Annotated in this window: 19 protein-coding genes, 1 tRNA gene and 1 pseudogene; 7 read left to right on the forward strand and 14 right to left on the reverse strand. The window is 51.1% G+C overall.

Annotation, left to right across the window (positions count from 1 at the left end; all coding sequences use genetic code 11):
- The first annotated feature begins 63 nt into the window (after nucleotides 1-63).
- Nucleotides 64-618 (forward strand): FxsA family protein, encoded by a 555-nt coding sequence (locus tag BIZ37_RS01680; RefSeq protein ID WP_187460034.1) that lies wholly within the window; start codon nucleotides 64-66, stop codon nucleotides 616-618.
- A 97-nt stretch (nucleotides 619-715) separates the two neighbouring features.
- Here the strand turns inward: BIZ37_RS01680 and BIZ37_RS01685 are convergent, their stop codons facing one another.
- Nucleotides 716-2,110 (reverse strand): MATE family efflux transporter, encoded by a 1,395-nt coding sequence (locus BIZ37_RS01685; RefSeq protein ID WP_187460035.1) that lies wholly within the window; start codon nucleotides 2,108-2,110, stop codon nucleotides 716-718.
- A gap of 205 nt (nucleotides 2,111-2,315) precedes the next feature.
- Here BIZ37_RS01685 and BIZ37_RS01690 point away from each other — a divergent pair, with 205 nt between their 5' ends.
- Together BIZ37_RS01690 and groL are read left to right on the forward strand one after the other, a co-directional pair.
- The gene (locus tag BIZ37_RS01690) at nucleotides 2,316-2,606 is read left to right on the forward strand and encodes a co-chaperone GroES (RefSeq protein ID WP_036832752.1); all 291 of its coding nucleotides are present in this window, start codon (nucleotides 2,316-2,318) and stop codon (nucleotides 2,604-2,606) included.
- 41 nt (nucleotides 2,607-2,647) lie between these two features.
- On the forward strand, nucleotides 2,648-4,294 hold the full coding sequence (gene groL, locus BIZ37_RS01695; RefSeq protein WP_039459780.1) for a chaperonin GroEL: 1,647 nt from the start codon (nucleotides 2,648-2,650) through the stop codon (nucleotides 4,292-4,294).
- 823 nt (nucleotides 4,295-5,117) lie between these two features.
- Here groL and BIZ37_RS01700 read toward each other — a convergent pair.
- The 3 genes and pseudogenes from BIZ37_RS01700 to epmB all read right to left on the reverse strand — a co-directional run.
- Nucleotides 5,118-5,591 (reverse strand): annotated as a pseudogene (locus tag BIZ37_RS01700) (MgtC/SapB family protein); the annotation flags it as partial.
- Between the two features lie 101 nt (nucleotides 5,592-5,692).
- Complete coding sequence (gene rimK / locus BIZ37_RS01705) at nucleotides 5,693-6,595, reverse strand: 30S ribosomal protein S6--L-glutamate ligase (RefSeq protein ID WP_039459779.1); 903 nt, start codon at nucleotides 6,593-6,595, stop codon at nucleotides 5,693-5,695.
- Nucleotides 6,596-7,208: 613 nt separating this feature from the next.
- Nucleotides 7,209-8,231, reverse strand: a complete 1,023-nt coding sequence (gene epmB / locus BIZ37_RS01710; protein ID WP_187460037.1) for an EF-P beta-lysylation protein EpmB — start codon at nucleotides 8,229-8,231, stop codon at nucleotides 7,209-7,211.
- Nucleotides 8,232-8,264: 33 nt separating this feature from the next.
- On the opposite strand from epmB, the gene efp reads away from it, so the two are divergent.
- A complete protein-coding gene (gene efp / locus BIZ37_RS01715) occupies nucleotides 8,265-8,831 on the forward strand; it encodes an elongation factor P (protein ID WP_187460038.1) in 567 nt (188 codons plus the stop codon).
- Nucleotides 8,832-8,956: 125 nt separating this feature from the next.
- Here the strand turns inward: efp and frdD are convergent, their stop codons facing one another.
- From frdD to frdA, 4 genes are read right to left on the reverse strand one after another with little or no spacing between them, the layout of a single operon-like run.
- Nucleotides 8,957-9,319 carry a fumarate reductase subunit FrdD gene (gene frdD / locus BIZ37_RS01720; protein WP_107301447.1) on the reverse strand — a complete coding sequence of 121 codons (363 nt, stop codon included), beginning with the start codon at nucleotides 9,317-9,319 and terminating at the stop codon, nucleotides 8,957-8,959.
- A 10-nt stretch (nucleotides 9,320-9,329) separates the two neighbouring features.
- Nucleotides 9,330-9,713: a fumarate reductase subunit FrdC gene (frdC, locus tag BIZ37_RS01725; RefSeq protein ID WP_107301446.1), complete on the reverse strand. Its 384-nt coding sequence runs from the start codon at nucleotides 9,711-9,713 to the stop codon at nucleotides 9,330-9,332.
- A gap of 2 nt (nucleotides 9,714-9,715) precedes the next feature.
- The gene (locus BIZ37_RS01730; protein ID WP_039458938.1) at nucleotides 9,716-10,456 is read right to left on the reverse strand and encodes a succinate dehydrogenase/fumarate reductase iron-sulfur subunit; all 741 of its coding nucleotides are present in this window, start codon (nucleotides 10,454-10,456) and stop codon (nucleotides 9,716-9,718) included.
- Nucleotides 10,456-12,270: a fumarate reductase (quinol) flavoprotein subunit gene (gene frdA, locus BIZ37_RS01735; RefSeq protein WP_107301445.1), complete on the reverse strand. Its 1,815-nt coding sequence runs from the start codon at nucleotides 12,268-12,270 to the stop codon at nucleotides 10,456-10,458. Before frdA ends, BIZ37_RS01730 begins: the two co-directional genes overlap by 1 nt.
- A gap of 568 nt (nucleotides 12,271-12,838) precedes the next feature.
- Between frdA and epmA the strand changes: the two genes are divergently transcribed.
- Entirely contained in the window at nucleotides 12,839-13,810 is a 972-nt protein-coding gene (epmA, locus tag BIZ37_RS01740; RefSeq protein WP_187460039.1) for an elongation factor P--(R)-beta-lysine ligase, read from the forward strand.
- A gap of 293 nt (nucleotides 13,811-14,103) precedes the next feature.
- On the opposite strand, the gene BIZ37_RS01745 is transcribed toward epmA, so the two are convergent.
- The 6 genes from BIZ37_RS01745 to rsgA form a co-directional block, all read right to left on the reverse strand.
- Nucleotides 14,104-15,000 (reverse strand): DMT family transporter, encoded by an 897-nt coding sequence (locus BIZ37_RS01745; protein ID WP_187460040.1) that lies wholly within the window; start codon nucleotides 14,998-15,000, stop codon nucleotides 14,104-14,106.
- A gap of 176 nt (nucleotides 15,001-15,176) precedes the next feature.
- Complete coding sequence (locus BIZ37_RS01750; RefSeq protein WP_370577286.1) at nucleotides 15,177-15,902, reverse strand: carbonic anhydrase; 726 nt, start codon at nucleotides 15,900-15,902, stop codon at nucleotides 15,177-15,179.
- Between the two features lie 227 nt (nucleotides 15,903-16,129).
- Complete coding sequence (locus BIZ37_RS01755; RefSeq protein WP_187460041.1) at nucleotides 16,130-18,013, reverse strand: methyl-accepting chemotaxis protein; 1,884 nt, start codon at nucleotides 18,011-18,013, stop codon at nucleotides 16,130-16,132.
- 238 nt (nucleotides 18,014-18,251) lie between these two features.
- Nucleotides 18,252-19,667: a DASS family sodium-coupled anion symporter gene (locus BIZ37_RS01760; RefSeq protein WP_107301549.1), complete on the reverse strand. Its 1,416-nt coding sequence runs from the start codon at nucleotides 19,665-19,667 to the stop codon at nucleotides 18,252-18,254.
- A 134-nt stretch (nucleotides 19,668-19,801) separates the two neighbouring features.
- Nucleotides 19,802-20,683: an archaetidylserine decarboxylase gene (asd, locus tag BIZ37_RS01765; protein WP_187460042.1), complete on the reverse strand. Its 882-nt coding sequence runs from the start codon at nucleotides 20,681-20,683 to the stop codon at nucleotides 19,802-19,804.
- 141 nt (nucleotides 20,684-20,824) lie between these two features.
- The gene (rsgA, locus tag BIZ37_RS01770; protein ID WP_187460043.1) at nucleotides 20,825-21,877 is read right to left on the reverse strand and encodes a small ribosomal subunit biogenesis GTPase RsgA; all 1,053 of its coding nucleotides are present in this window, start codon (nucleotides 21,875-21,877) and stop codon (nucleotides 20,825-20,827) included.
- Between the two features lie 138 nt (nucleotides 21,878-22,015).
- Here rsgA and orn point away from each other — a divergent pair, with 138 nt between their 5' ends.
- Nucleotides 22,016-22,561 (forward strand): oligoribonuclease, encoded by a 546-nt coding sequence (gene orn, locus BIZ37_RS01775; RefSeq protein WP_187460044.1) that lies wholly within the window; start codon nucleotides 22,016-22,018, stop codon nucleotides 22,559-22,561.
- Nucleotides 22,562-22,693: 132 nt separating this feature from the next.
- Nucleotides 22,694-22,770, forward strand: a tRNA-Met gene (locus BIZ37_RS01780).
- Nucleotides 22,771-22,784 lie beyond the last annotated feature (14 nt).

Genomic DNA, 22,784 nt, shown 5'->3' on the forward strand with positions numbered 1-22,784 from the left:
GTAGTGTGACACCAATGTGTTACAACTTGACTCAAATTACTGCTCACCAGCAAGGGGAAAACTGTGTTTCCGATATTACTGTTTTTGTTTATTGTCGTGCCGATTGTCGAAATCGCCCTGTTCATCCAGGTCGGTGGTTTCCTCGGCCTGTGGCCGACAGTGGGACTGGTGCTGGTGACGGCGGTCGTCGGTGCTTCGCTGGTGCGTAGCCAGGGCATCGCGACTCTGATGTCGGTGCAAAGCCGCTTGCAGAAAGGGGAGTTGCCTGCCCAGCAAATCGTGGAAGGGGTGATGCTTGCCGTCTCGGGTGTGCTGTTGCTAACGCCGGGGTTCATGACCGATGCGATGGGTATGGCGGTATTGCTACCGGGCCCACGTGCTTGGCTCGCCAAGCAATTGATGAGCCGGGTCAAGGTGCAAAGCATGTCATCCGGTGCCGGTTTCAGTGCTGGTTTCGGTCCGGGCCAAGGGTTCGATCAGCAAGACCCGTTTGGTCAGCAAGGCGGCCCATTTGGCCCTAATGGCCAAGACCGTGGCCAGAACGGAGATGTGTTCGACGGAGAGTTCGAACGCAAAGACGGCAACAAGGATGATGACGACAAACCGCGTCTGCGCTAAGTGCCATAGTACATTGCAACAAAGGACATAAAAAAAGACAGCCTCGGCTGTCTTTTTTGTTAATGCTGTTCATATTTGTAACAGCGGATTAATTTACCTATTTGTTGGCTGGCTCTTGATGCCAGCGCCGGCGAAGTCTGAGGGCGTATAGATAGGCTGCCAGGCCGCTTAGCGCATTGGCGATTGCAATGCCGGCAAACAGCCCCTTGGTACCGTGAAGGGCACTGCCTAGCCAAGCCAGCGGCAGCAGTAGGGCAAATAGGCGTAGCAGGTTCCAGATCAAGGCATCTACCGGGCGGTGCATCGCGTTGAGGGCACTGATCAGCAACATGCAGACCGCTTGCAGGCCATAGCTAGCCGGGACAACGACCAGATAGTGCCACAGCTGCGACTGTACCGCCGGGTCTTGGCTGAACATCGATGACAGCGGCCAGCTCAGCGGCACCATCATGATGAAAATCAGCAGCTGGAATATAATGGCAAAGCGCATTGCCGTAAACAGGGCTGCAAAGGCCCGCAGCGGCTTGTCAGCGCCGAGGTTCTGCGCCATGAATGGCATCAGGGCTGAGCCCAAAGCCATCATCACGGTGATCAGGATGGACTCTATCCGCATCGCAGCGCCATAGGCTGCCACGGAAGTGGTGCCTTGGATAGCCAGCAGGGCCATCAGCAAGGTTCCTGACAGCGGGTTGAGGGCATTGGATAGCCCTGCCGGGGTCCCGATTTGCAGGATTTGCCGCCAGTCATTCAATAGGCGGGATAACTGCGGTGGCGCAACCAGTTTCTCGCGCTTGATAAGCACATGCAGCGAACCGGCTAGGGCAAAGGCCCAACTGATCCCGCTAGCAATGGCCGCCCCTTTCACCCCAAGTTCAGGAAATGGCCCGATGCCGAAGATCAATAAGGGATCCAGCGCGCCGTTGATCGCACCGGCAAGGATCATGATCTTGGCCGGGGTTTTGGCATCACCGGTAGCCCTGATAGCACTGTTGCCCGCCATCGGGATCACCAGTAGCGGAATCGCCAGGTACCAGATAGACATATAGTCGTTGATGATAGGCAGCAAGTCCGCCCGCGCACCTATCAGGCTAAACAGCGGCACGATAGTCAGCACACCTAACGTCGAGGCAAGTACCATCATAATCACGGCCAGCAGTAGGCCGTGGGTGGTCAGCCGAGCCGCGCTGCGGGTATCACCGCTACCGAGCAGGCGGCCGATGCTGGTGGAAATCCCGACACTGATCCCCATGGTAATACAGTTGATGGCAAAGGTGATCGGGAAGGTAAAGCTTACCGCTGCCAGCGCTTCGGTGCCAAGCAGGGATATAAAAAAGGTATCGACCAGATTGAACATTAAAATCGCCACCATACCGAAGATCATCGGTACCGTCAGGCGCTTGAGGACATCTGGGATTGGCTCGGAGAGCAGCCCGTGTTTGTCAGGCCTGCTGCTCTGAGCCCGTGTCAAATCTGGCTGGTTGTTGTCTGCCATGGTCGTCTCGGGAAAAGAATGCCCGCTTACCCTAATGCAAAGAGTGTGATCGGGCAAAAATTCTGTCAGAAAATTTTGAAAAAATAGCGCTGCAGGACTTGGGTTCTCAAAAAAAGACCCAACATGTTTATGTATCAGAAAAAGTAAACGTTTTGCGTTTACCTTATTAATCTATGGATATTACCAAAATCAGGAGAGACGACCGATGAACATTCGTCCTTTACATGACCGAGTTATCGTTGAGCGCCAAGAAGTTGAATCTAAGTCTGCTGGTGGCATCGTGCTAACAGGCTCTGCTGCTGAAAAATCGACTCGCGGTAAAGTACTGGCTGTAGGCAATGGCCGCATTCTAGAGAACGGCACGGTTCAGCCGCTGGACGTTAAAGTTGGTGATACTGTGATCTTTGCTGAAGGCTACGGCACGAAGACTGAAAAGATCGACGGTAAAGAAGTCCTGATCATGTCTGAAAACGACATCATGGCAATCGTTGAATAATCCGTTCACCTCGAATAAAGAATTAAGAAAGGAAGAAAGACATGGCTGCAAAAGACGTTAAATTTGGTAACGACGCACGTATCAAAATGCTAGAAGGTGTCAACGTTCTGGCTGACGCAGTAAAAGTAACACTGGGCCCTAAAGGCCGTAACGTGGTACTGGACAAATCATTCGGTGCACCGACTATCACTAAAGACGGTGTATCTGTTGCGCGCGAAATCGAGCTGGAAGACAAGTTCCAGAACATGGGCGCACAAATGGTTAAAGAAGTTGCCTCACAAGCGAATGACGCGGCGGGTGACGGTACAACTACGGCAACAGTTCTTGCACAGGCTATCGTAAACGAAGGTCTTAAAGCGGTTGCTGCGGGTATGAACCCGATGGATCTGAAGCGCGGTATCGACAAAGCTGTTGTTGCGGCAGTAGAAGAGCTAAAAGCCCTGTCTGTACCATGTGCCGACACCAAAGCGATTGCCCAGGTTGGTACTATTTCTGCTAACTCTGATGCGACCGTAGGTAACATCATTGCTGAAGCGATGGAAAAAGTTGGCCGTGATGGAGTTATCACTGTTGAAGAAGGCCAGGCGCTACACGACGAGCTAGATGTTGTTGAAGGTATGCAGTTCGACCGTGGTTACCTGTCTCCTTACTTCATCAACAACCAAGAAGCGGGCAGCGTTGATCTGGAAAACCCATTCATCCTGCTAATCGACAAGAAAGTATCGAACATCCGTGAGCTGCTACCAGCACTTGAGGGTGTAGCGAAAGCGTCTCGTCCACTGCTTATCATTGCTGAAGATGTTGAAGGTGAAGCACTGGCAACGCTAGTTGTGAACAACATGCGCGGTATCGTGAAAGTGGCTGCGGTTAAAGCGCCAGGTTTCGGTGACCGCCGCAAAGCAATGCTACAAGACATCGCGGTACTGACTGCGGGTACAGTGATTTCTGAAGAAATTGGCCTTGAGCTAGAAAAAGTTCAGCTTGAAGACCTAGGTCAGGCGAAGCGTGTTTCTATCACTAAAGAAAACACTACAATCATCGACGGTACTGGCGAAGAAGAAATGATTGCCGGCCGTGTTGCTCAGATCCGCCAGCAAATCGAAGAAGCAACGTCAGACTACGACAAAGAGAAACTACAAGAGCGCGTTGCTAAGCTAGCAGGCGGTGTTGCAGTGATTAAAGTCGGTGCTGCAACTGAAGTTGAAATGAAAGAGAAGAAAGACCGCGTTGAAGATGCCCTACACGCAACCCGTGCAGCGGTAGAGGAAGGCGTTGTTGCTGGTGGTGGTGTTGCACTTATCCGTGCTGCTTCTAAAGTGGTTGACCTACAGGGCGACAACGAAGAGCAGAACGTAGGTATCCGAGTTGCACTACGTGCAATGGAAGCGCCTATCCGCCAAATCACCAAGAACGCAGGCGATGAAGAGTCTGTTGTTGCTAACAACGTGAAAGCGGGTGAAGCAAACTACGGCTACAACGCTGCGACTGGCGAATACGGCGACATGATTGAAATGGGTATCCTGGACCCAACAAAAGTAACCCGTTCTGCACTGCAGTTCGCGGCTTCTGTTGCTGGCCTGATGATCACCACTGAAGCGATGGTTACAGACCTACCTCAGAAAGATGCTCCTGCAATGCCTGATATGGGCGGTATGGGTGGTATGGGTGGCATGGGCGGTATGATGTAATACCCCTATCTCACTGAGATACCTGTAAAACTTAAAAACGGAGGCGAAAGCCTCCGTTTTTTTATGGCTGGAATAAGGGAGGTATTACTCTGTGGGACGTATTTTTCCCATTATGAGCTTACCAGAGAAAAAGCTTAGAAAGCTGTACGTAATTAATATTCTTTAATATCAATACCTTAAGATTGGCTGGTTTGCTCTCAACGAACAACGCTGATATTGTACTGCTTTTTGGTGATTAATGGTTATTAAGCTGATCGCATTGTGCGTCAGGAGAGGTCTGGGTGATAAGGTTCCTTGAACAGAGGGGCTTGATGGCGAAATCCATAGTAAATTGCTCGCTTAAGTTCACTTGGTAAAAAGCCAGAAAAGCTGTACGTAAATTAAATTATTTAATATCAATAATTTAAGCTTGTTCATCGGTGTTTTTCAATGCGGGTGAGTTTTGGTTTGCTTTTAGCTGTTATTTCAATCAAAAGCTGTACAGGAAAAGCGGCTTTTTCCCAGAGCCCTGCCTGAAAATGGCTAAAACGACAGGGATGAGTTTGTCAGGGAAAAAGCCGAAAAAGCTGAATGCTAATTTATTTACTTAAAATCAGTTGCTTAGCTTTGGTGGGGGAGGTTTTTGAACTAGGTGCTCATAGTGCTCACCAAAAAGCAGTTTTATATCCACATTGCTGTACATGTCGATGGGCTGTTAACTTTGCTGCTTCATAGGCGCTTTTTCTGGTACTGCTTCCTTTAAAACGGAGTCGCTCACTGCAGTTGTGAACTCCGCAGCACTTTCCCCTGCACCAGACATTTCACCTCTTTCTTGGTGATGGCGTTTGACCTTCTTCAGTTGACGCCGGTCGCTCAGGTGGGCGTGGACCCCCTTACGCAAGATTCGTAGGCTATTTTCCAGCTTATCGACACCGAGCAAAATCGACACCACGATACCGGTCATGATCACAGCGGTCTGGCCATAACCCAGCCCAATGGTGATCCCAAGGGCGGCCAGCATCCATACAACGGCTGCAGAGGTAACGCCATGGATTTGCCCGTCCCTGGTCATCATGACGCCGGCGCCGAGAAAACCGATACCGGTGATCACTTGCGCCATGACCCGCGAAATATCGGCGTTGTTTGTTGATAGCGTCTCACCCAGGGTAATGAAAAAGTAGGTCCCCATGATGATGAGGGTCGAGGTGCGGATCCCGACCGGTTTACCCCTGATTTGGCGCTCGACCCCAATCACCGTACCGCAGATGGCACATTGCAAAAGGGCTGGCCAGGCAAAGGGCGTGATATCAAGCCACATGATGGCTGCTGCTCCTGTAATTGATATGTAAGTTGATGAAAAAAGCAGCCCGGGGGCTGCTTTTCATCGGTGTTCTATGTATGTCGCTAGGCAAGAGGGAATTACTGGTGAGAATTGCGGCGGCTTTTTTTACCGGCATTTTTCTCTATGTATTCCACAATCATGCCGGCAATGTCTTTGCCGGTTGCCCCTTCAATGCCTTCCAAGCCTGGCGAGGAGTTCACTTCCATCACCAATGGCCCGCGGTTGGAGCGCAGTAAATCAACCCCGGCAACGCTTAGCCCCATGGCTTTTGCGGCGGCGACGGCAGTCTTGCGTTCTTCCGGCGTAATACGGATTAATGATGCACTACCACCACGGTGCAGGTTGGAGCGGAACTCGCCTTCTGCGCCTTGGCGTTTCATTGCGGCAATCACTTTGTCGCCGATAACAAAGCAGCGGATATCGGCACCACCGGCTTCTTCAATGAATTCTTGCACCATGATGTTGGCTTTGAGCCCCATAAAGGCCTCAATCACGCTCTCGGCGGCTTTTTGGGTCTCGGCCAATACCACGCCAATACCCTGGGTGCCTTCCAGCAGTTTGATCACCAGCGGCGCACCGCCGACCATTTTGATCAGATCCGGCACATCATCGGGTTTGCTGGCAAAGCCGGTAATTGGCATGCCGACGCCTTTGCGGCTGAGTAACTGCAGCGAACGTAGCTTGTCCCGAGAACGCGAAATCGCAATCGATGGGTTCACCGAGAACACATCCATCATTTCGAACTGGCGCAGTACCGAACAGCCGTAAAAAGTAATATCCGCACCAATACGCGGAATAATGGCATCAAAGCCAGTCAGATCTTGGCCTTCGAAGTGAATCGACGGCTTGACCGAGTTGATATTCATATAACAACGCAATGCGTTGATGATCACAGCTTCATGGCCGCGCTGCTCAATGGCTTCGCGCAGGCGGCGGGTTGAGTACAGGTTTTCGTTCTGGGAGAGAATGCCAATTTTCATTGCGTTACTCATTAATAAGGTGATGGATAGCCTGCAGGGCGTGAAGTTTGGCTGCCTTCCTCGCCAGCAGATTGGAGCGCGACTATGCGCTTACTTGGTTTAAAAAGCGAGCGATTTGGCGATGATCTTTTTTAATCGCATCCATCAAAATATTTGCTCAATACATTACCAGTTGGCCTGCTATGTTATTTTTGGTTGTGTTGGGTTTGCTTGGTAAAAAGCAAAAAAAGCTGTACGTGATATTAAATTATTTATTATCAATTAGTTATATCCTTAAATCTATTTTTACTGTGATGAGCTAAATACTTGTTCAGGTTTTATCTGATCACAAGATTATTTGCTGATCATGTTGGAGATTTTGGCCAAAAAAATGACCTTTTGAGCTGTGGCGAGCTTACTAGGTAAAAAGCTTGAAAAGCTGCACAGTAATAAATCAATTAAAAACAATCACTTATATGACTTGTGGCAAGTGTCGGCTTGAAGGTTGACTTTGAGCACCTAAAAGGTGGCTATTTGTTATATTGCTGTACATTTGGAGGGGGGAGTTTCAGAGGCGACTGCAGTGCAAACCTGCACTGCAGAGGGTGGATAAGTCACTGTCGTTGGAATAGGGTTACTCGAGACGCAAATCCAGCGGGGTTTTGCTGCGGCGGCCACCGATTTCGCGGGTGAGTTTGGGCACCATATAGCCGGAAACATTTTCCATCAAACCGGCCATCAACTGGCGGGCAGTGTGGTCGCCGACCATAAAGTGCGCCGCGCCCTGGACCTTATCCAATACGTGGAGATAGTAGGGCAGGATACCTGCATCGAACAGCGCTTCACTGAGCTGGGTCAGGGTGTCTACTGAATCGTTGACACCTTTGAGCAGCACCCCTTGGTTGAGCAAGGTGACACCGGCCTGTTTTAGCGCCTGCATCGCCTGTATAAGCTCTGCATTAATCTCGTTGGCGTGGTTGATATGGGTGACCAACACGGCCTGAAGGCGGCTCTGGGCCAGCATTTGGCATAGTTCCGGGGTGATGCGGGATGGTAGCACCACTGGCAGGCGGGAGTGGATGCGCAACCGCTTGATATGTGGAATGGCTGCGATGGCATCGATTAGCCAGGCCATTTCGCTGTCTTTGGCCATCAGCGGATCGCCGCCGGACAGGATGATTTCGTTGATGTCCGGCTGGGTCGCCATATAATCCAGTGCGGCTTGCCAGTTGCGTTTTCCACCCTGGTTATCCTGATACGGAAAATGACGGCGGAAACAGTAGCGGCAGTTGACCGCACAGCCGCCTTTGACAATCATCAGTGCCCGGTTTTTGTACTTGTGGAGCAAGCCGGGAATAGTGTTGTCTTGCTCTTCGAGTGGGTCCTGCGAGTAGCCAGGATGAACCTCGAACTCTTCAGCCAGCGGTAATACCTGGCGCAATAGCGGGTCATTGGGGTTGCCAACTTCCATTCTATCGACAAAGCTCATAGGGACACGCAGCGCAAATAATTTCCGGGCCGCCAAGCCTTCTGCCCACGGGGCGGGATCGATTTTCAGGTTATTTAGCAGTTGAATCGGATCAGATATCGCATTAGCAAGATCATTCAGCCAGTTTTGCTCAACAGATGAGGCGTTTCGGGTTATTATGTGCGGCATTAAATACAACTCGAAGATGTTAAGAGGATAAAAATGGCGTCTTTCAGCACCAATGAATTCCGCGGCGGAATGAAAATTATGCTAGATAATGAACCATGTGTCATTATCGAAAACGAATTTGTTAAGCCAGGCAAAGGCCAGGCGTTCAACCGCGTTAAGATCCGCAAGCTGCTTTCAGGCAAGGTACTGGAGAAGACTTTCAAGTCTGGTGAAAGCGTTGAAGCTGCAGACGTAATCGATACTGATCTTGATTACCTATACAACGACGGTGAGTTCTACCACTTCATGAACAATGAAACGTTCGAGCAAATTGCTGCAGACGCAAAAGCGGTAGGCGAGAACGCGAAGTGGTTGGTAGAGAACAACACTTGTACGCTAACACTGTGGAACGGTAACCCAATCGCAGTAACGCCACCAAACTTCGTTGAGCTTGAAGTGACTGAAACTGATCCTGGCCTGAAAGGCGATACTCAGGGTACAGGCGGTAAGCCAGCAACCCTATCAACAGGTGCGGTTGTACGTGTACCTCTATTCATCGCTATCGGTGAAGTGATCAAGGTTGATACCCGTTCAGCGGAATACGTTGGCCGTGTGAAGTAATCTGCTTCCGGTTGTAAAAAAGGTCGCCGAGGCGACCTTTTTTTATGCTTGTTACCCTAGCACTGGGATTATCAGGCATAAAAAAAGCACCGCCCAGGCGGTGCTTTTTTCGTTTCGAATCACGATTAGATCATGAACACGAAAATCACAGCTAGGGCAGACACAAGGAATGCCGCTGCGTAGCATGCTACTTTACCTGCCACACCAGTGTGGAATTTCAGGTCGTGCATACCGTGGTGCAGACGGTGCATCGCGTGCCACATTGGCAGAGCCAGTGTCGCGATAGTAAATAGTGCACCGATGAAGCTGGTTACGAAGCCAGAAACGCGCTCGTAGCTCATTGCGTCAGCGTCTAGGATACCCAGTGGGACCATGATACCCAGTACCAGTACAGTCACAGGTGTCAGCATTGCAAACCAAGTACCGCCAGCACCGAACAGACCCCACCATACTGGTTCGTCAGAACGTTTAGGATTTAGATTAACCACGTGGCTCTCCTTAAACTAGAACTAGTACGAACAGTGAAATTGCAGCAACCGCAGCCCACTGAGATAGAACAACAACTTTCTTGTCCAGTGTTTTGCCTTTCAGTTTGATAGGCATAACCTGAGGCATCATGCTGAAGAAAGTCTGTGCGTGGAACAGGCTACCCGCCAGTGCAAGTACGTTCAGTACAACAACGACTGGGTTCGCCATGAACTCAAGCCAGCCAGCCCAAGCTTCAGGGCCCTTCACTAGGCTACCAAGACCGAAAGTCAGGCAGATAGTGAAGAAGATCAGTGGTAGTACAGTTGCTTCACGAACCATGTAGAAGCGGTAGAAAGGATGATCCTTCCACCAAGTGCGCTTCATTTCGCGAACGTAAGGTTTACGATTGCTCATCCTTATGCCTCCTGAGGTTTCATCATGGCGATAACGAAATCTTTAGAAGATTCCACTTTGCCTTGGTTAACCGCTGCTGCTGGATCTACGCTCTTCGGACAAACTTCAGAACAGTAGCCAACAAACGTACAGCCCCATGCACCGTTTTCACCGTTGATCAGCTTCATACGCTCATCAGAACCGTTGTCACGGCTGTCTAGGTTGTAGCGGTGTGCCAGGGTAAGTGCTGCAGGGCCGATGAACTCAGGGTTCAGACCGAACTGAGGACATGCTGCGTAGCAAAGGCCACAGTTGATACAACCTGCAAACTGCTTGTACTTCGCCATTTGCTCTGGCGTCTGGTTGTTTGGACCATCTTCAGGCTTGCGATCGTTGCCGATGATGTATGGCTTGATAGCTTCCAGGCGCTCGATGAACGGCGTCATGTCAACGACAAGGTCTTTCTCGATAGCGAAGTTTGACAGCGCTTCGATTTTCAGACCGTTCGGGTAGTCACGTAGGAAGGTCTTACAGGCCAGTTTTGGCACCTTGTTGACCATCATGCCGCAAGAACCACAGATTGCCATACGGCAAGACCAGCGGTAAGCCAGATCTTTGTCTAGGTTGTCCTTGATGTAACCTAGTGCATCAAGCACAGACATGGTTTCGTTGAACGGTACTTCGAACATTTCGAAGTATGGTTCTGCGTCTTTCGCTGGGTCATAACGCAGAATTTCTACTTTTTGGATGCGATTGTCTGACATTACGCCTGCTCCCCTTTCTTCTCTGCCGCTTCGGCTGCTTCTTTCGCTGCCGCTTCTTCTGCCGCTGCACCGTATAGACGGGCTTTTGGCTGAGACTTGGTGATTGTTACGTCGCTGTACTCGATACGAGGTGCGTCGTCACCGTTGAAGAACGCCAGTGTGTGTTTCAGGAAGTTCACGTCGTCACGCTCTGTGCAGCCATCGTCAAGACGCTGGTGTGCACCACGAGACTCTTTACGCTGGATAGCTGAGTGAGCCATCGCTTCAGCAACTTCTAGGCCGTAACCCACTTCGATTGCGTATAGCAAGTCAGTGTTGAATACCTTGCCTTTGTCTTTGATGCTGATGTTCTTGAAGCGAGCGCGTAGTTCGGCCAGCTTGTCGATAGTCGCCTGCATCAGGTCTTCTTGGCGGTAGATACCACAACCTGCTTCCATGGAGTGACCCATTTCAGTACGGATGTCAGCCCAGTTCTCGTCACCTTCTTGAGCCATTAGGGCATCAATACGGTCTTGAACTGCTTGAACCTGTGCTGTGATAGCCGCTTCGTTCCAGCCTTTGAATTCTTCAGCGCGTTTTGCCGCACCTTCACCCGCTAGGCGACCGAATACCACAAGCTCAGCAAGGGAGTTAGAACCTAGACGGTTAGCACCGTGCAGGCCAACAGATGAACATTCACCAACGGCGAATAGGCCCTTGATGCGTGTTTCGTTGTGCTTGTCAGTCTCGATACCACCCATGGTGTAGTGAACGGTTGGGCGGATTGGGATCGGCTCTTTGGCTGGGTCAACGTTAACGTAAGCTTTTGATAGCTCACAGATGAACGGAAGACGCTCATGCAGGTACTCTTCACCTAGGTGGCGAAGGTCAAGGTGTACCACGTCACCCAGTGGGTGCTTGATGGTGTTGCCTTTCTGCTGCTCGTGCCAGAATGCCTGAGAAACCTTGTCACGAGGACCTAGTTCCATGTATTTGTTCTTCGGCTGGCCAACTGGTGTTTCTGGGCCCATGCCGTAGTCTTGTAGGTAACGGTAGCCGTTCTTGTTGACGATGATACCGCCCTCACCACGACAACCTTCGGTCATCAGGATACCTGTACCTGGTAGGCCAGTTGGGTGGTACTGAACGAACTCCATGTCACGCAGAGGTACACCGTGGCGGAAGGCCATAGCCATGCCGTCACCAGTTACGATACCGCCGTTGGTGTTACAGTTGTAAACGCGGCCAGCACCACCTGTTGCAAGAACAACAGACTTCGCTTTAATGCAGATCAACTCACCTTCGGCCATGTGGATAGCCACAAGACCCTGCACTTCACCTTCTTCAACAAGTAGGTCTACAACAAAGTATTCGTCGAAACGCTTGATTTGATCGTATTTGATAGACGTCTGGAACAGGGTGTGCAGCATGTGGAAGCCGGTTTTATCCGCGGCAAACCATGTGCGCTCAACCTTCATACCACCGAAGCGGCGTACGTTCACGTCACCATTTTCTTTACGGCTCCACGGACAGCCCCATTGCTCTAGCTGGGTCATCTCGCGGGTTGCGTTTTCTACGAAATATTCAACAACGTCCTGTTCACATAGCCAGTCACCACCGCCAACGGTGTCGTTGAAGTGGTTGTCCAAGCTATCCTCATCCTTGATGACGGCAGCGGAGCCACCCTCTGCAGCTACAGTGTGAGAGCGCATTGGGTAAACTTTAGAAATAAGAGCAATTTCCAAGTCTGGGTTTGCTTCTGCAGCAGCGATGGCAGTACGAAGACCTGCACCACCTGCGCCGATTACAGCGATATCTGTGGTAATTGTTTTCACAGCTATCCTCCGGAGGTAAGACGATAAAATTTAAAAAAGTACGCCTGAGCGTACTTAACCTTGAAATCCTAGGGGCATTCTATGAAACAATATCGATAGAAAATTTGATTTAGACGCGGCTTTTTAAACGAAATAGCCCAAAAGTATAAGGTGATTACAGGAAATGTGAGTATTGTCACAATTTGTAATGTTTTATGGTTGTTAATTAATCGAAATAAAATGTGTGATTTGTTTCTGGCTCATTAAAAGTGTGTTTCGTCATTTATTGCTAAGTGGCTAATAAAGCGGGATTTATCTCGTAAGCAAATGAGTGCTCTCTTGGTCAATGTTGTAGTAATGCGACCCTTGTGATTTGTTTGTTAACTTTATATTTATTGTTGGTGTTTGTTTTGCGAACGGCTTGGTTGGTTGTTGATCATAATTTTTCATAATATTTCATAATTATTCCCCCCTTAAATAAATGCGTCTGGATTAGCAGGATATTGGTGATGATTTGTACTTCGGGTGGACGGGTATTGGGGTAAAATAGCGCTTCAATCCACCCTAACTTTGTTGAAGAACCCAGGCTATGACTACCCATTGGCAACCCACGGCACCTATCAACCGCCTTAGGCAGCGTGCAGCAACCCTTGCTACGATCCGTGACTTTTTTGCCCAGCGCGAGGTGATGGAAGTTGATACCCCAGCGATGAGCCAGGCCACGGTAACGGATATCCACCTCCACACTTTCCAGACGACCTTTGTCGGGCCGGGGTATGCCGATGGCCAGCAACTCTATTTGATGACCAGCCCTGAATTCCATATGAAGCGTTTGCTCGCTGCTGGCAGTGGGCCTATCTACCAGATCTGCAAATCATTCCGCAATGAAGAGTCGGGCCGTTTCCACAACCCGGAATTTACGATGTTGGAATGGTACCGCCCGGGTTTTGATCACCACGCCCTGATGGACGAGATGGATGATCTGCTGCAACAAGTATTGAAATTCGGCCAAGCCGAGCGGATGACCTACCAGCAAGCCTTTGTGGATGTACTCGGAGTGTGCCCACTGGAAGGGAGTATGGCTGATTTGAAGGTTGCCGCTGCTGGGTTGGGGCTGGCAGACATCGCCGAGCCTGAGCAGGATCGCGATACCTTGCTACAACTGTTATTCAGTGTCGGTGTCGAGCCGAAAATCGGTCAGCAAACCCCGGCTTTTGTCTTTGACTTCCCGGCGTCTCAAGCTGCGCTGGCCAAGATCAACCCTAAGGATAACCGGGTTGCCGAGCGCTTCGAGGTGTATTTCAAAGGGATTGAGTTGGCCAATGGTTTCCATGAGCTGTCCGATGGTGACGAGCAGTTGTCCCGCTTTGAGGCCGATAACCGCAAACGTCTTGAAATGGGGTTGGAGCCACAGCCTATCGACATGTATTTGGTTGCGGCGTTGCGCGCTGGGTTCCCGGATTGTGCCGGTGTGGCCTTGGGGGTGGATCGTTTGATCATGTTGTCATTGGGTGTGGATCATATCGATCAAGTCAGTGCGTTTCCGATCTCGATAGCTTGATAGTTGATCGAGAAGGCTTGAACAAAGCTTCTCCGCCTAGTGAGCGGCAGACCAATGAACCGCGCGGCAAAATGCCGCGCTTTTTGTTTCTGAAGCCAGAAACCGTTCATACATCTGGTGGCAGGAGGGTATTACTGCCGCGGCCAAAAGCTGGGGGAACAGCCAGTATTGTTAGTGTTATCGTATCTCTCTTGGTCTGGTGTTGTCGCAGGGTAGGATTCCAAGGCGCCTTGACCAAACAGGTCAAAGCATAATCAAATCACGCCTCAGATGCAAATAATTATCACTTGTAATTAGTTTGTCAGTATCAGCATGGTGCCCAACACGGCGATAATGGCACCGAACCAGGCTGCGGCGGGTGGGCGTTGCCGCGTATGTAGCCAAAGCAGCGGCAGGATCATGATCGGTGAGGTCGAGGAAAGCAGGGCAACCATACCGACATCCCCATCACGCAGTGCATAGAGGATCAGGGTCATACCGATAGCCATCGCGAGTAGCCCGTTGAGGGCAACCTGCAGCAAGATACGTAGGTTGATTGGCTGCAATGGCTTGGCAAGCGGCACACCGCTCAGGCGCAGAATGGAGTGGGCGGCAAAGGCACTGGCCATCCTGACTGCAGAGGCGGCAATGGGATCGACTGCGGTTTGCATGACGGGTTTGGCGATAATGGCCCCAAGCGACTGGCACAGTGCGGCTGTCAGTCCGAGCAGAATGGCAAATGCCAGTGAGCCATGGTTACCTTCCCAATGTTGTTGCCGTTCATTGCCTCGGCGTTGGCCGAAAGAAATGGCGACTGCAACCCCGGCAAAGACAGCGATACTGCCCAGTAGCTTCCAGCCTTGCAGAATTTCTCCAAACAGCCACATCCCTAGCAACGCCGAAAACACCGCATGGCAGGCAAAAAGCAGGCCACCGCGACGGGGGCCGATGCGGTTGAAGCAGGCAAACAGGGCGGTATCACCGATAAAAATGCCGATCACCCCGGAGAGCATCATTACGCTGGCATAGTCCCACTGCATGCTTGCCCAGCCGCCATTAAGCCAAGCCATACTTGATAGCATCACAGTGACACAGGCCATCCGCCAGCGGCTATAGGCAAAGGCACCCAAATGGCGTGAAGGGGTGACGGAAATCAGGCTGCTGACCGCCCAGAGAAATGCAGCTGCCAGAGCCAGCCATTCGTAGTTCATGCTTATCCTTAACTAGTGACACGATATCCTTATTGGTGCTGGGTATCTTGCGGGATAGTTGTGACCGGAGGCAAGGTGTTTGTCGGCCAAGTTTTTCGCTGGAGGAAAAGATGACGGGAAAAAGCCGGCGCTTAATTCAAGCGCCGGACTGGGGGTTATTAGGACAGCCAAACCATTTACTCTAGTACCACCCTTGCATTAAGGGGTTGCAGCGGACGGGCATTGTCGCCCATGACTTGGTGTAGGCTGTCAATTTGCTGCTCGGTACCGGCCTGGGCCTCGCGCATCACGAACCAGCGCACCCCTTCGCTGCATGGTGGGGTCGTCAGCGAGCCATTGAACCGGAAGTACTCCCGCTCCCTCGGCAGCAGGTCGGCAGGGTTTAGGTCATCCTGCAGAGGTTGGATTTGGTCTTTTTCCGGCACTTTCGCCAATAGGGTATTGAAGGCTTCGTTACCCCTCGGCCCGGTTTTGAACATGGCGGCGATAACCGCTAGCTGGCCGTCTGCATTGGCATGGACAAAATGGACTTCAAGTGGGAATTGTTTGCCGCCAATATAGTTTTCCGACGGAGTATGGAAGTGGAACTGCTGGAGCTCGAACGTATCACCATCGATGATCAGCTGGTTTTTACCCTCGACATTGGCTTGCACGGTATGACCGTTATTGATCACCTCTCGGACCTTACCCTGATAATCGATTTGCAGTGGGCTAAGTTCGGCTTTGACCGTACCTTTGATATCGATTGGGGTCTGGTTAACGCCCTCACCGCAGGTGGCAAAGTGTTTGCCCCAGTTATCGGCGCCATTTTCGCCCTCGTAACTCCACTCTGCTGCCTGAATGCTGGTTGCTGATGCAACGGCCATCGCAACCAGCAGCACTTTGAATGATTGTAATTTCACAGTTGTTCCTCTCTTTATTGTTTTATGCAACTAGCCAACCTTTTTAGTGTAGTGGTTGGGGCATGGCTGCGGAGCAGTCTGTACCGGAAATGGCAGCCATATCTGGAAATGGAGAAAAACATCGGTGGTTAATGAAAACCTAGTTATTGATTTTGTGAATAGTTTTCAGAATAGAGCTAAAAAAACCGCCCATGGAAGGGCGGTTTGGGATTTAGGTATCAGTACGGTCACACTTTGAAGCGCGAGACATCACGGCACATACTGGCAGCCGTGGCGTGCATTTCCTTGGCACTATCGGTTACCGCATCGGTTTGGACCGAGAGGTGATCGGAGACATCTTTGATAGCCTGGGTGTTGCGGCTGATGTCTTCGCTGACGGCACGCTGCTCTTCGGCGGCGCTGGCGATTTGAGTAGCCATATCCGATATTTCGCTGATGGCCTTGGTAATTTGGCTCAGGCTATCACTGGCGGCTTCGGCAAAACCGACACTCTCACCGGCAAGGTTGGTGCTGGCCTGCATACTGTCGACGGCCTGGCGGGTATTTTGCTGTAGGGTCTCGATCATCGCCCGGATTTCCTCGGTTGAATCATGGGTGCGCTGGCTCAGTACCCTGACTTCATCGGCAACAACGGCAAAACCACGCCCTTGCTCACCCGCACGGGCTGCCTCGATAGCAGCGTTGAGCGCTAACAGATTGGTCTGCTCTGCAATGCCCTGGATAGTCGACAGGATCTGGTTGATGTTCTGGGCGTTGCTCTCCAATTCGTGGATCACGTTAGCGGCATCTTGAACTTGTGTTGCCAGTGAAGTAATTGCATTGCGGTTTTGGGTGATCACTCCCTGTCCTTGCTCACAGGAGCTGGTGGAAGCTTGTGCCGCTGCTGCCGTCATTTCGGCATGGCTGGCGACTTCGGCAGAGGTGGCGGACATTTCATGGATAGCAGTGGCAATCTGGTTAATATCGTTCTGCTGCTCATTCACCTTCTGGTTGGCTTGTACCGTCTGCTGAGCCGACAGCTCTGCCTGCTCACCAAGGCGATCGGACTGGGTTACTACGCCTTTTATCATGCTCTGTAGTTGGCCGAGGAAACGGTTCATGTTATCAGCCAAGACGCCAATTTCATCCATTCTCTCAATATCAATTCGCTGGGTCAGGTCACCCTGACCTTCGGCCAACTGGGCAACCGATTCGTTGAGGCGAGTTAGCGGGCGAAGCAGATTGTTGATAATAAGGGTCGCGATCGCCGAAATCACAATATAGAGGCCGACAGAGGCTAGCAGGACAAAGGTGATTTGCTCGCCGATAGAGGCAAAGGCCAAGTCCTTGTCTTCCACCAGGGCCAGGGTCCAATCTGTGCCAGCGATTGGGGTGGCATAGATCAACTTGTCGTTGCCGTCGCTATCGAGATGGAAAGTGTGGATAGTTGGGTTGGCAACCAGACGCTGTAAGAGTTGCGGGGTTAATTCGCTATCGAGTTGGCTTAGCGGTTGTTGGCTTAGCGACTCATCGCGGTAGGCAACGATGTTGTTGCTGCCATCAACCAAGAAGGCAAACCCATTGTTGTCCAGTTGCAGGTTGAGGACCTGGTTGATGATATCGGTAATCGTTAAGTCTGCTGCAAGCACACCACGGTGTTTACCCTGGAAAGCCTTGGCAAAGCTGACAACCATACTGCCGTCGAAATCCTCGTAGGGCTCGGTCAGGATAAGGCCATTCTGGCGCATAGCATCTTGGTACCAAGGGCGGGTGCGCGGGTCATACCCCTCTGGCCAATCCTCAGTTTTGTCGCCATAGGCAATGGTACCGTCATTGAACCCAGCGTAGACCGACAGGAACTGCCCGGCACGCTTAGTCAGCAATAGTTCGCGGTCGACATTATCCTGATTGGCTATCAAGCTTTCGTTGGCCAGCATCATGTCGCTGCGGATGGCGAGCCAGTCACTGATATTGCTGCTGGTGCCTTGGGCAATATCTCGCATCTGGTTGTTGATGGCTGTTGTGGTTTCTTGCCGGAGCTGGGAAATGGAAATCCAGGCCTGTACGGCACTGACCGTGGCGATGATTACAGCAATCGCCAGCTGTATTTTGTGTTTGATCGTTAGCTTCATTGTTATCTCTCTTGGCTGCCTGATGTTGGTTTTTATATATGAGGCAGTTCCGGTGTGTTGATCGAGCGATGGTTACCCAAGGTACAGTCATACCCTTGGCGGAGGTGAATGATCATCATAGATAATTCATATAAATAACGTGATCGGGTTAACAGAGTTATGCTGGAAGGGCATTGAAAGAATCAGGTTGTGTGAAGGCGGTATATGCCGCCTTCACATTTTCATTGAGGTTTTTTTATCAAGTTAATAGCATCGCGCCCAGATAGACGACAGCAAGACCGACCACACCGATGATCAGGCCGGTTTTGGCCATGTCTTTACTTTCGATAAGCCCTGTTGAATAGGCTAGGGAGTTAGGCGGTGTCGATACCGGTAGGATCATACCAAGCGAGGCCGAGAAGGCCACGACGACCAATACGCCTTGCAGTCCGCCCAGTGCGGCCAAGCTCTCCATGGATGCCGCAACCGCAGCAGCGATAGGTATCAACAGGTTAGCCGTTGCGGTGTTGGACATGAAGTTTGCCATTAGCCAACAGATGATAGATAGCGTCAGTACAACTGCAATCGGTGATAGGGCATCGTAGTCCACAGCGTGAGCAAGTGCGCGGGCCAAACCGGTTTTATCCAACGCCAAACCGATGGCAATACCACCGGCAACCAACCACAGGACCTCCCAGTTGATCAGCTTGATTTCGTCTTTGCCCATGATCCCTGTCAGGGTGAACACGGCCAGCGGGATAATTGAGACGACGTACACATTCATGCCGTGCAGCGAACTGGTCATCCACAATAGGATGGTTAGGCCGAATGTCACGTACACCACAATGGCCTGCCAGCTTTTCTGGAATTGGCCATTGAGCTCAAGTTGCATGTGGGTTTGGGTTGATGGGAACATCTTTTGCAGCAACCACCAGGCAAAGGCTAGTTGCAGGATCACAAACGGCAGGCCGATCATCATCCAGCCAAGGAAGCTAATGGCATTTTCGCCCGTTAGGTATTGCAGGGCGATGGCATTGGGTGGGGTGCCGATAGGTGTGGCAATACCACCGGTATTGGCCGCGATTGGGATACACAGTACTAAGGCTTTGATACCGATATCACCTTTCGGCACGGAGGCCACGATAGGGGTCAGCAAGGCCAGCATCATCACGGTAGTGGCGGTGTTTGACATGAACATCGAGAAGACTGCGGTGATCAGCATCAGGCCAAGCATTATGTATTTCGGCTGGGTACCGAAGGGTTTTAGCAACACCCGCGCCAGGTTGTTGTCCAATTCATACTTGGAGGCAGCAATCGCCAGCGCGAACCCCCCCATGAAAAGGATAATAATTGGCGATGAGAACGAGCCAAGGATATCGGTGTACTTGAGCACTTCTCCCATCTCGTGCCCGGCTGGTGGGGTACGGAAGGTATGGAGCCCACTGTCGGAGATCATGATCAGCTGTGAGGTTATGATCAGGATAGAGGTGGCGAAAACCGGAACCGGTTCTAAGACCCAGAGTAGGGCCGCAAGGGCGAAAATAGCGAGTAGGCGATGTTGGGAAACGGTTAACTCCGCAATCGGAATCGCATCGATAGGCAACATCAGTATCCCGAGCGGGATCCCGAATGCGACCAGCAGCTTAACTAGCTGGGATAAAGGTACTTTTTTCATAGTATGTTGGTTTGCTTATATTATTGACTGACCCCAGCATACTATTTGGATGTTGATATTTTCCTCGATATGGTCAATTTTTTTCATAAAAAAAGGGCCTAAAAGGCCCCTTTTTGTTCAAAAATGTTAACTGTTTAAGCTTCTGAAGCATTGCCCTGCATGCGTTGCGCATAAGCGCTACCCATCTTGGTCGGCACGCCCGGCTCCAAGCCGTCTACAAACGCGATGGCATCCTTCGGGAACAGGTTGATCACCGTTGACCCCAGTTTGAATCGGCCCATCTCATCCCCTTTCTTCAGAATGATGGCCTGCTCGCCCTCGGCTGGGTAATTCCAGCGGTGGATCTGTGGGCTGCGTGGAGGTGTGATAGTGCCGGCCCACACGGTTTCAATGCTGCCGACAATGGTAGCACCGACGAGAACCTGTGCCATCGGGCCAAACTCGGTATCGAAGATGCATACCACACGCTCGTTGCGTGCAAAAAGGTTAGGGACGTTTTTCGCTGTCAGCGGGTTCACCGAGAACAACTCGCCCGGCACATAGACCATATGGCGAAGCGTACCGTCGCATGGCATATGGACGCGGTGGTAATCTTTTGGCGACAAGTACAGCGTGGCAAAGTGACCGTCTTGGAACTCGTCTGCTAGCGCTTGGTCACCACCAAGTAATTCAACCGCTTCATAGGTGTGGCCTTTGGCCTGGATCAGTTCGCCGCCAGTGATCGGGCCTAGTTGGCTGACGCAGGCGTCGGCTGGGTGGCTGATAATCGCCGCATCGTCATTGATTGGGCGGGCGCCGTCTTTGAGTTCACGAACAAAGAAATCATTGAAGGTCGCGTAAGCCGCTGGATCTGGATTACGAGCCTCATTCATATCAATGCCGTACTGGCGGATAAACCAGCGGATAACTGCAGTCGTTAACTTGCCAGCCTTCATGGAGGCAAGCTTGCCTGCTAACTGGGTAAGGGTTTGCTTTGGCGCGCAGTACTGCAAGCCGATTTTGAAATTGTCGTGCACGGTATCGTCCAGAAACAGTGAGTTTTTCAACAAGATAGTTACGTAATTATAACGTCGGCTGATAATAATACCTAACTTGTTGGCTAAAGTCAGTTACTTGCTGTCGTGGTTACGGCCCCACGAAAAGGGAGCCGCCAGTCATCAATCGGGCTTGTTGCGAGAGAACTGCCGGTTGGCGACATTCTCCGACATACTGTCGATGATCTTGTGGTAACTGTCGTAACGGGCCTGGTGGATCTTACCCTCTTCGACGGCTTCACGGATGATGCAGCCTGGATCATTGCCGTGCTTGCAGTCGCGGAACTTACAACCGCCGAGGTAATCACGGAACTCGACAAATGCTTCGGTGACCTGTTCCGGTTCGAGGTGCCACAGGCCAAACTCACGGACTCCCGGTGAGTCGATCAAATCACCCCCGTCAGGGAAGTGGTACAGACGTGCTGCGGTCGTTGTATGCTGGCCAAGGCCTGAGTTTTCCGACACATCGCCCACTTCAGCATCGACTTCTGGCATCAAGGAGTTAACTAGGCTGGATTTACCGACACCGGATTGCCCGGCAAAAATGCTGATATGACCTTTAAGATCTTCTCGCAGGCCATCAAGCCCTTCACCGGTCTCTGAGCTAACTAAACGCACTTCGTAGCCAATCTCTTGATAGAGAGCAAGGGTCTCTTCGACCTGCTTGCGATCTTCGGCTTCGAGTAGATCGACTTTATTGAGCACGATCAGTGGCGGGATCCCCACGGTTTCTGCGGCGATCAGGTAGCGGTCAATGATATTGAGTGATAACTCGGGCAGAACGGCAGAGACAATGATGATTTGGTTAACGTTGGCTGCGACCGCTTTGACACCGTCATAGTAGTCGGGGCGGGTCAGCATCGACTCACGCTCATGGACGGCTTCAACTACGCCTGCGATGCCCTGCAGGGTTTCGACGCCAGGTCGCCAGACTACACGGTCACCGGATACTAGGCTTTGGATACTCCGGCGTAGGTTGCAGCGGTGGATGATCCCAGTCTCTGGATCCTCGATATCGGCATGTTGGCCGAAACGGGTGATCACCAAGCCTTCACGGGCTGACTCCAGCAGGGTTTCATCCCACTGGACATCATCTTTTTCGCGTTTCAGTCGTTTGTTTTGGTTAGAGCGCACGCGGCGGCTCTGACCTTTAGTAAGCTTTTTCTTTTTTGCCACAAGAATATCGTTCAGTTAAGTAGGCTTACGGTAAAATACCGATGTGTCATCTGCCGAAAAACCTGCAGTAGCAGCCTCGGCAATGACGCTAGTTTGGTATTATCATACATGGTTTACTCATAGAATAGGCAATATCCGATGATGATCAGCGATCAGAACCTAATTTGGATCGACTTAGAAATGACTGGGTTGGATCCCGAAGCCCATAAAATCATTGAAATTGCGACAATTGTGACCGACGCACAGCTCAATGTCCTCGCAGAAGGACCTGTGCTGGCAATTCACCAGCCTGAGGCCGAACTGGCTAAGATGGATGAATGGTGCACAACCACCCATACCAACAGTGGGTTAGTCGAGCGGATCCGTCAGAGCCGTATCAGCGAAGAAGATGCGGTGCGCCAAACCATCGCTTTCCTTGAGCAATGGGTGCCAAAAGGGGCGTCACCAATTTGCGGTAACAGTATTGGCCAGGATCGCCGCTTCCTTTACAAGCATATGCCAGAGCTAGAGCAATACTTCCATTATCGCTATTTGGATGTCAGCACCCTCAAAGAGTTGACCCGCCGTTGGAAGCCAGAAGTATTAGATGGTTTTAGCAAGAAGGGCAGTCACTTAGCGCTTGATGATATTCACGACTCGATCGCCGAGCTGCGCTATTATCGTGAGCAGATCATGAAAATCTGATGAGGAAATAGACGGTTGGATAGGAAAGATCAAATTTTTTTTGAGAACTATTGCATCCGTCTCATTTCCTCGTATAATGCGCAGCCTCGAAAGGCAATTCTTAGTTTGGTTTGCCTTTCAATATAATACGGACGCGGGGTGGAGCAGCTTGGTAGCTCGTCGGGCTCATAACCCGAAGGTCGTCGGTTCAAATCCGGCCCCCGCAACCAATTCTCTTAAGAGA

Source organism: Photobacterium sp. BZF1, assembly GCF_014349205.1.
In the GTDB taxonomy this organism is placed as follows: Bacteria; Pseudomonadota; Gammaproteobacteria; order Enterobacterales; family Vibrionaceae; genus Photobacterium.

What these genes read in the sequence shown, in the direction of transcription:
- BIZ37_RS01685 (WP_187460035.1), bottom strand. Translation starts at nt 2,110, where the DNA reads ATGGCAGACAACAACCAGCCAGATTTGACACGGGCTCAGAGCAGCAGG.
- BIZ37_RS01690 (WP_036832752.1), top strand. Translation starts at nt 2,316, where the DNA reads ATGAACATTCGTCCTTTACATGACCGAGTTATCGTTGAGCGCCAAGAA.
- groL (WP_039459780.1), top strand. Translation starts at nt 2,648, where the DNA reads ATGGCTGCAAAAGACGTTAAATTTGGTAACGACGCACGTATCAAAATG.
- rimK (WP_039459779.1), bottom strand. Translation starts at nt 6,595, where the DNA reads ATGAAAATTGGCATTCTCTCCCAGAACGAAAACCTGTACTCAACCCGC.
- epmB (WP_187460037.1), bottom strand. Translation starts at nt 8,231, where the DNA reads ATGCCGCACATAATAACCCGAAACGCCTCATCTGTTGAGCAAAACTGG.
- efp (WP_187460038.1), top strand. Translation starts at nt 8,265, where the DNA reads ATGGCGTCTTTCAGCACCAATGAATTCCGCGGCGGAATGAAAATTATG.
- frdC (WP_107301446.1), bottom strand. Translation starts at nt 9,713, where the DNA reads ATGAGCAATCGTAAACCTTACGTTCGCGAAATGAAGCGCACTTGGTGG.
- BIZ37_RS01730 (WP_039458938.1), bottom strand. Translation starts at nt 10,456, where the DNA reads ATGTCAGACAATCGCATCCAAAAAGTAGAAATTCTGCGTTATGACCCA.
- epmA (WP_187460039.1), top strand. Translation starts at nt 12,839, where the DNA reads ATGACTACCCATTGGCAACCCACGGCACCTATCAACCGCCTTAGGCAG.
- BIZ37_RS01745 (WP_187460040.1), bottom strand. Translation starts at nt 15,000, where the DNA reads ATGAACTACGAATGGCTGGCTCTGGCAGCTGCATTTCTCTGGGCGGTC.
- BIZ37_RS01755 (WP_187460041.1), bottom strand. Translation starts at nt 18,013, where the DNA reads ATGAAGCTAACGATCAAACACAAAATACAGCTGGCGATTGCTGTAATC.
- BIZ37_RS01760 (WP_107301549.1), bottom strand. Translation starts at nt 19,667, where the DNA reads ATGAAAAAAGTACCTTTATCCCAGCTAGTTAAGCTGCTGGTCGCATTC.
- orn (WP_187460044.1), top strand. Translation starts at nt 22,016, where the DNA reads ATGATGATCAGCGATCAGAACCTAATTTGGATCGACTTAGAAATGACT.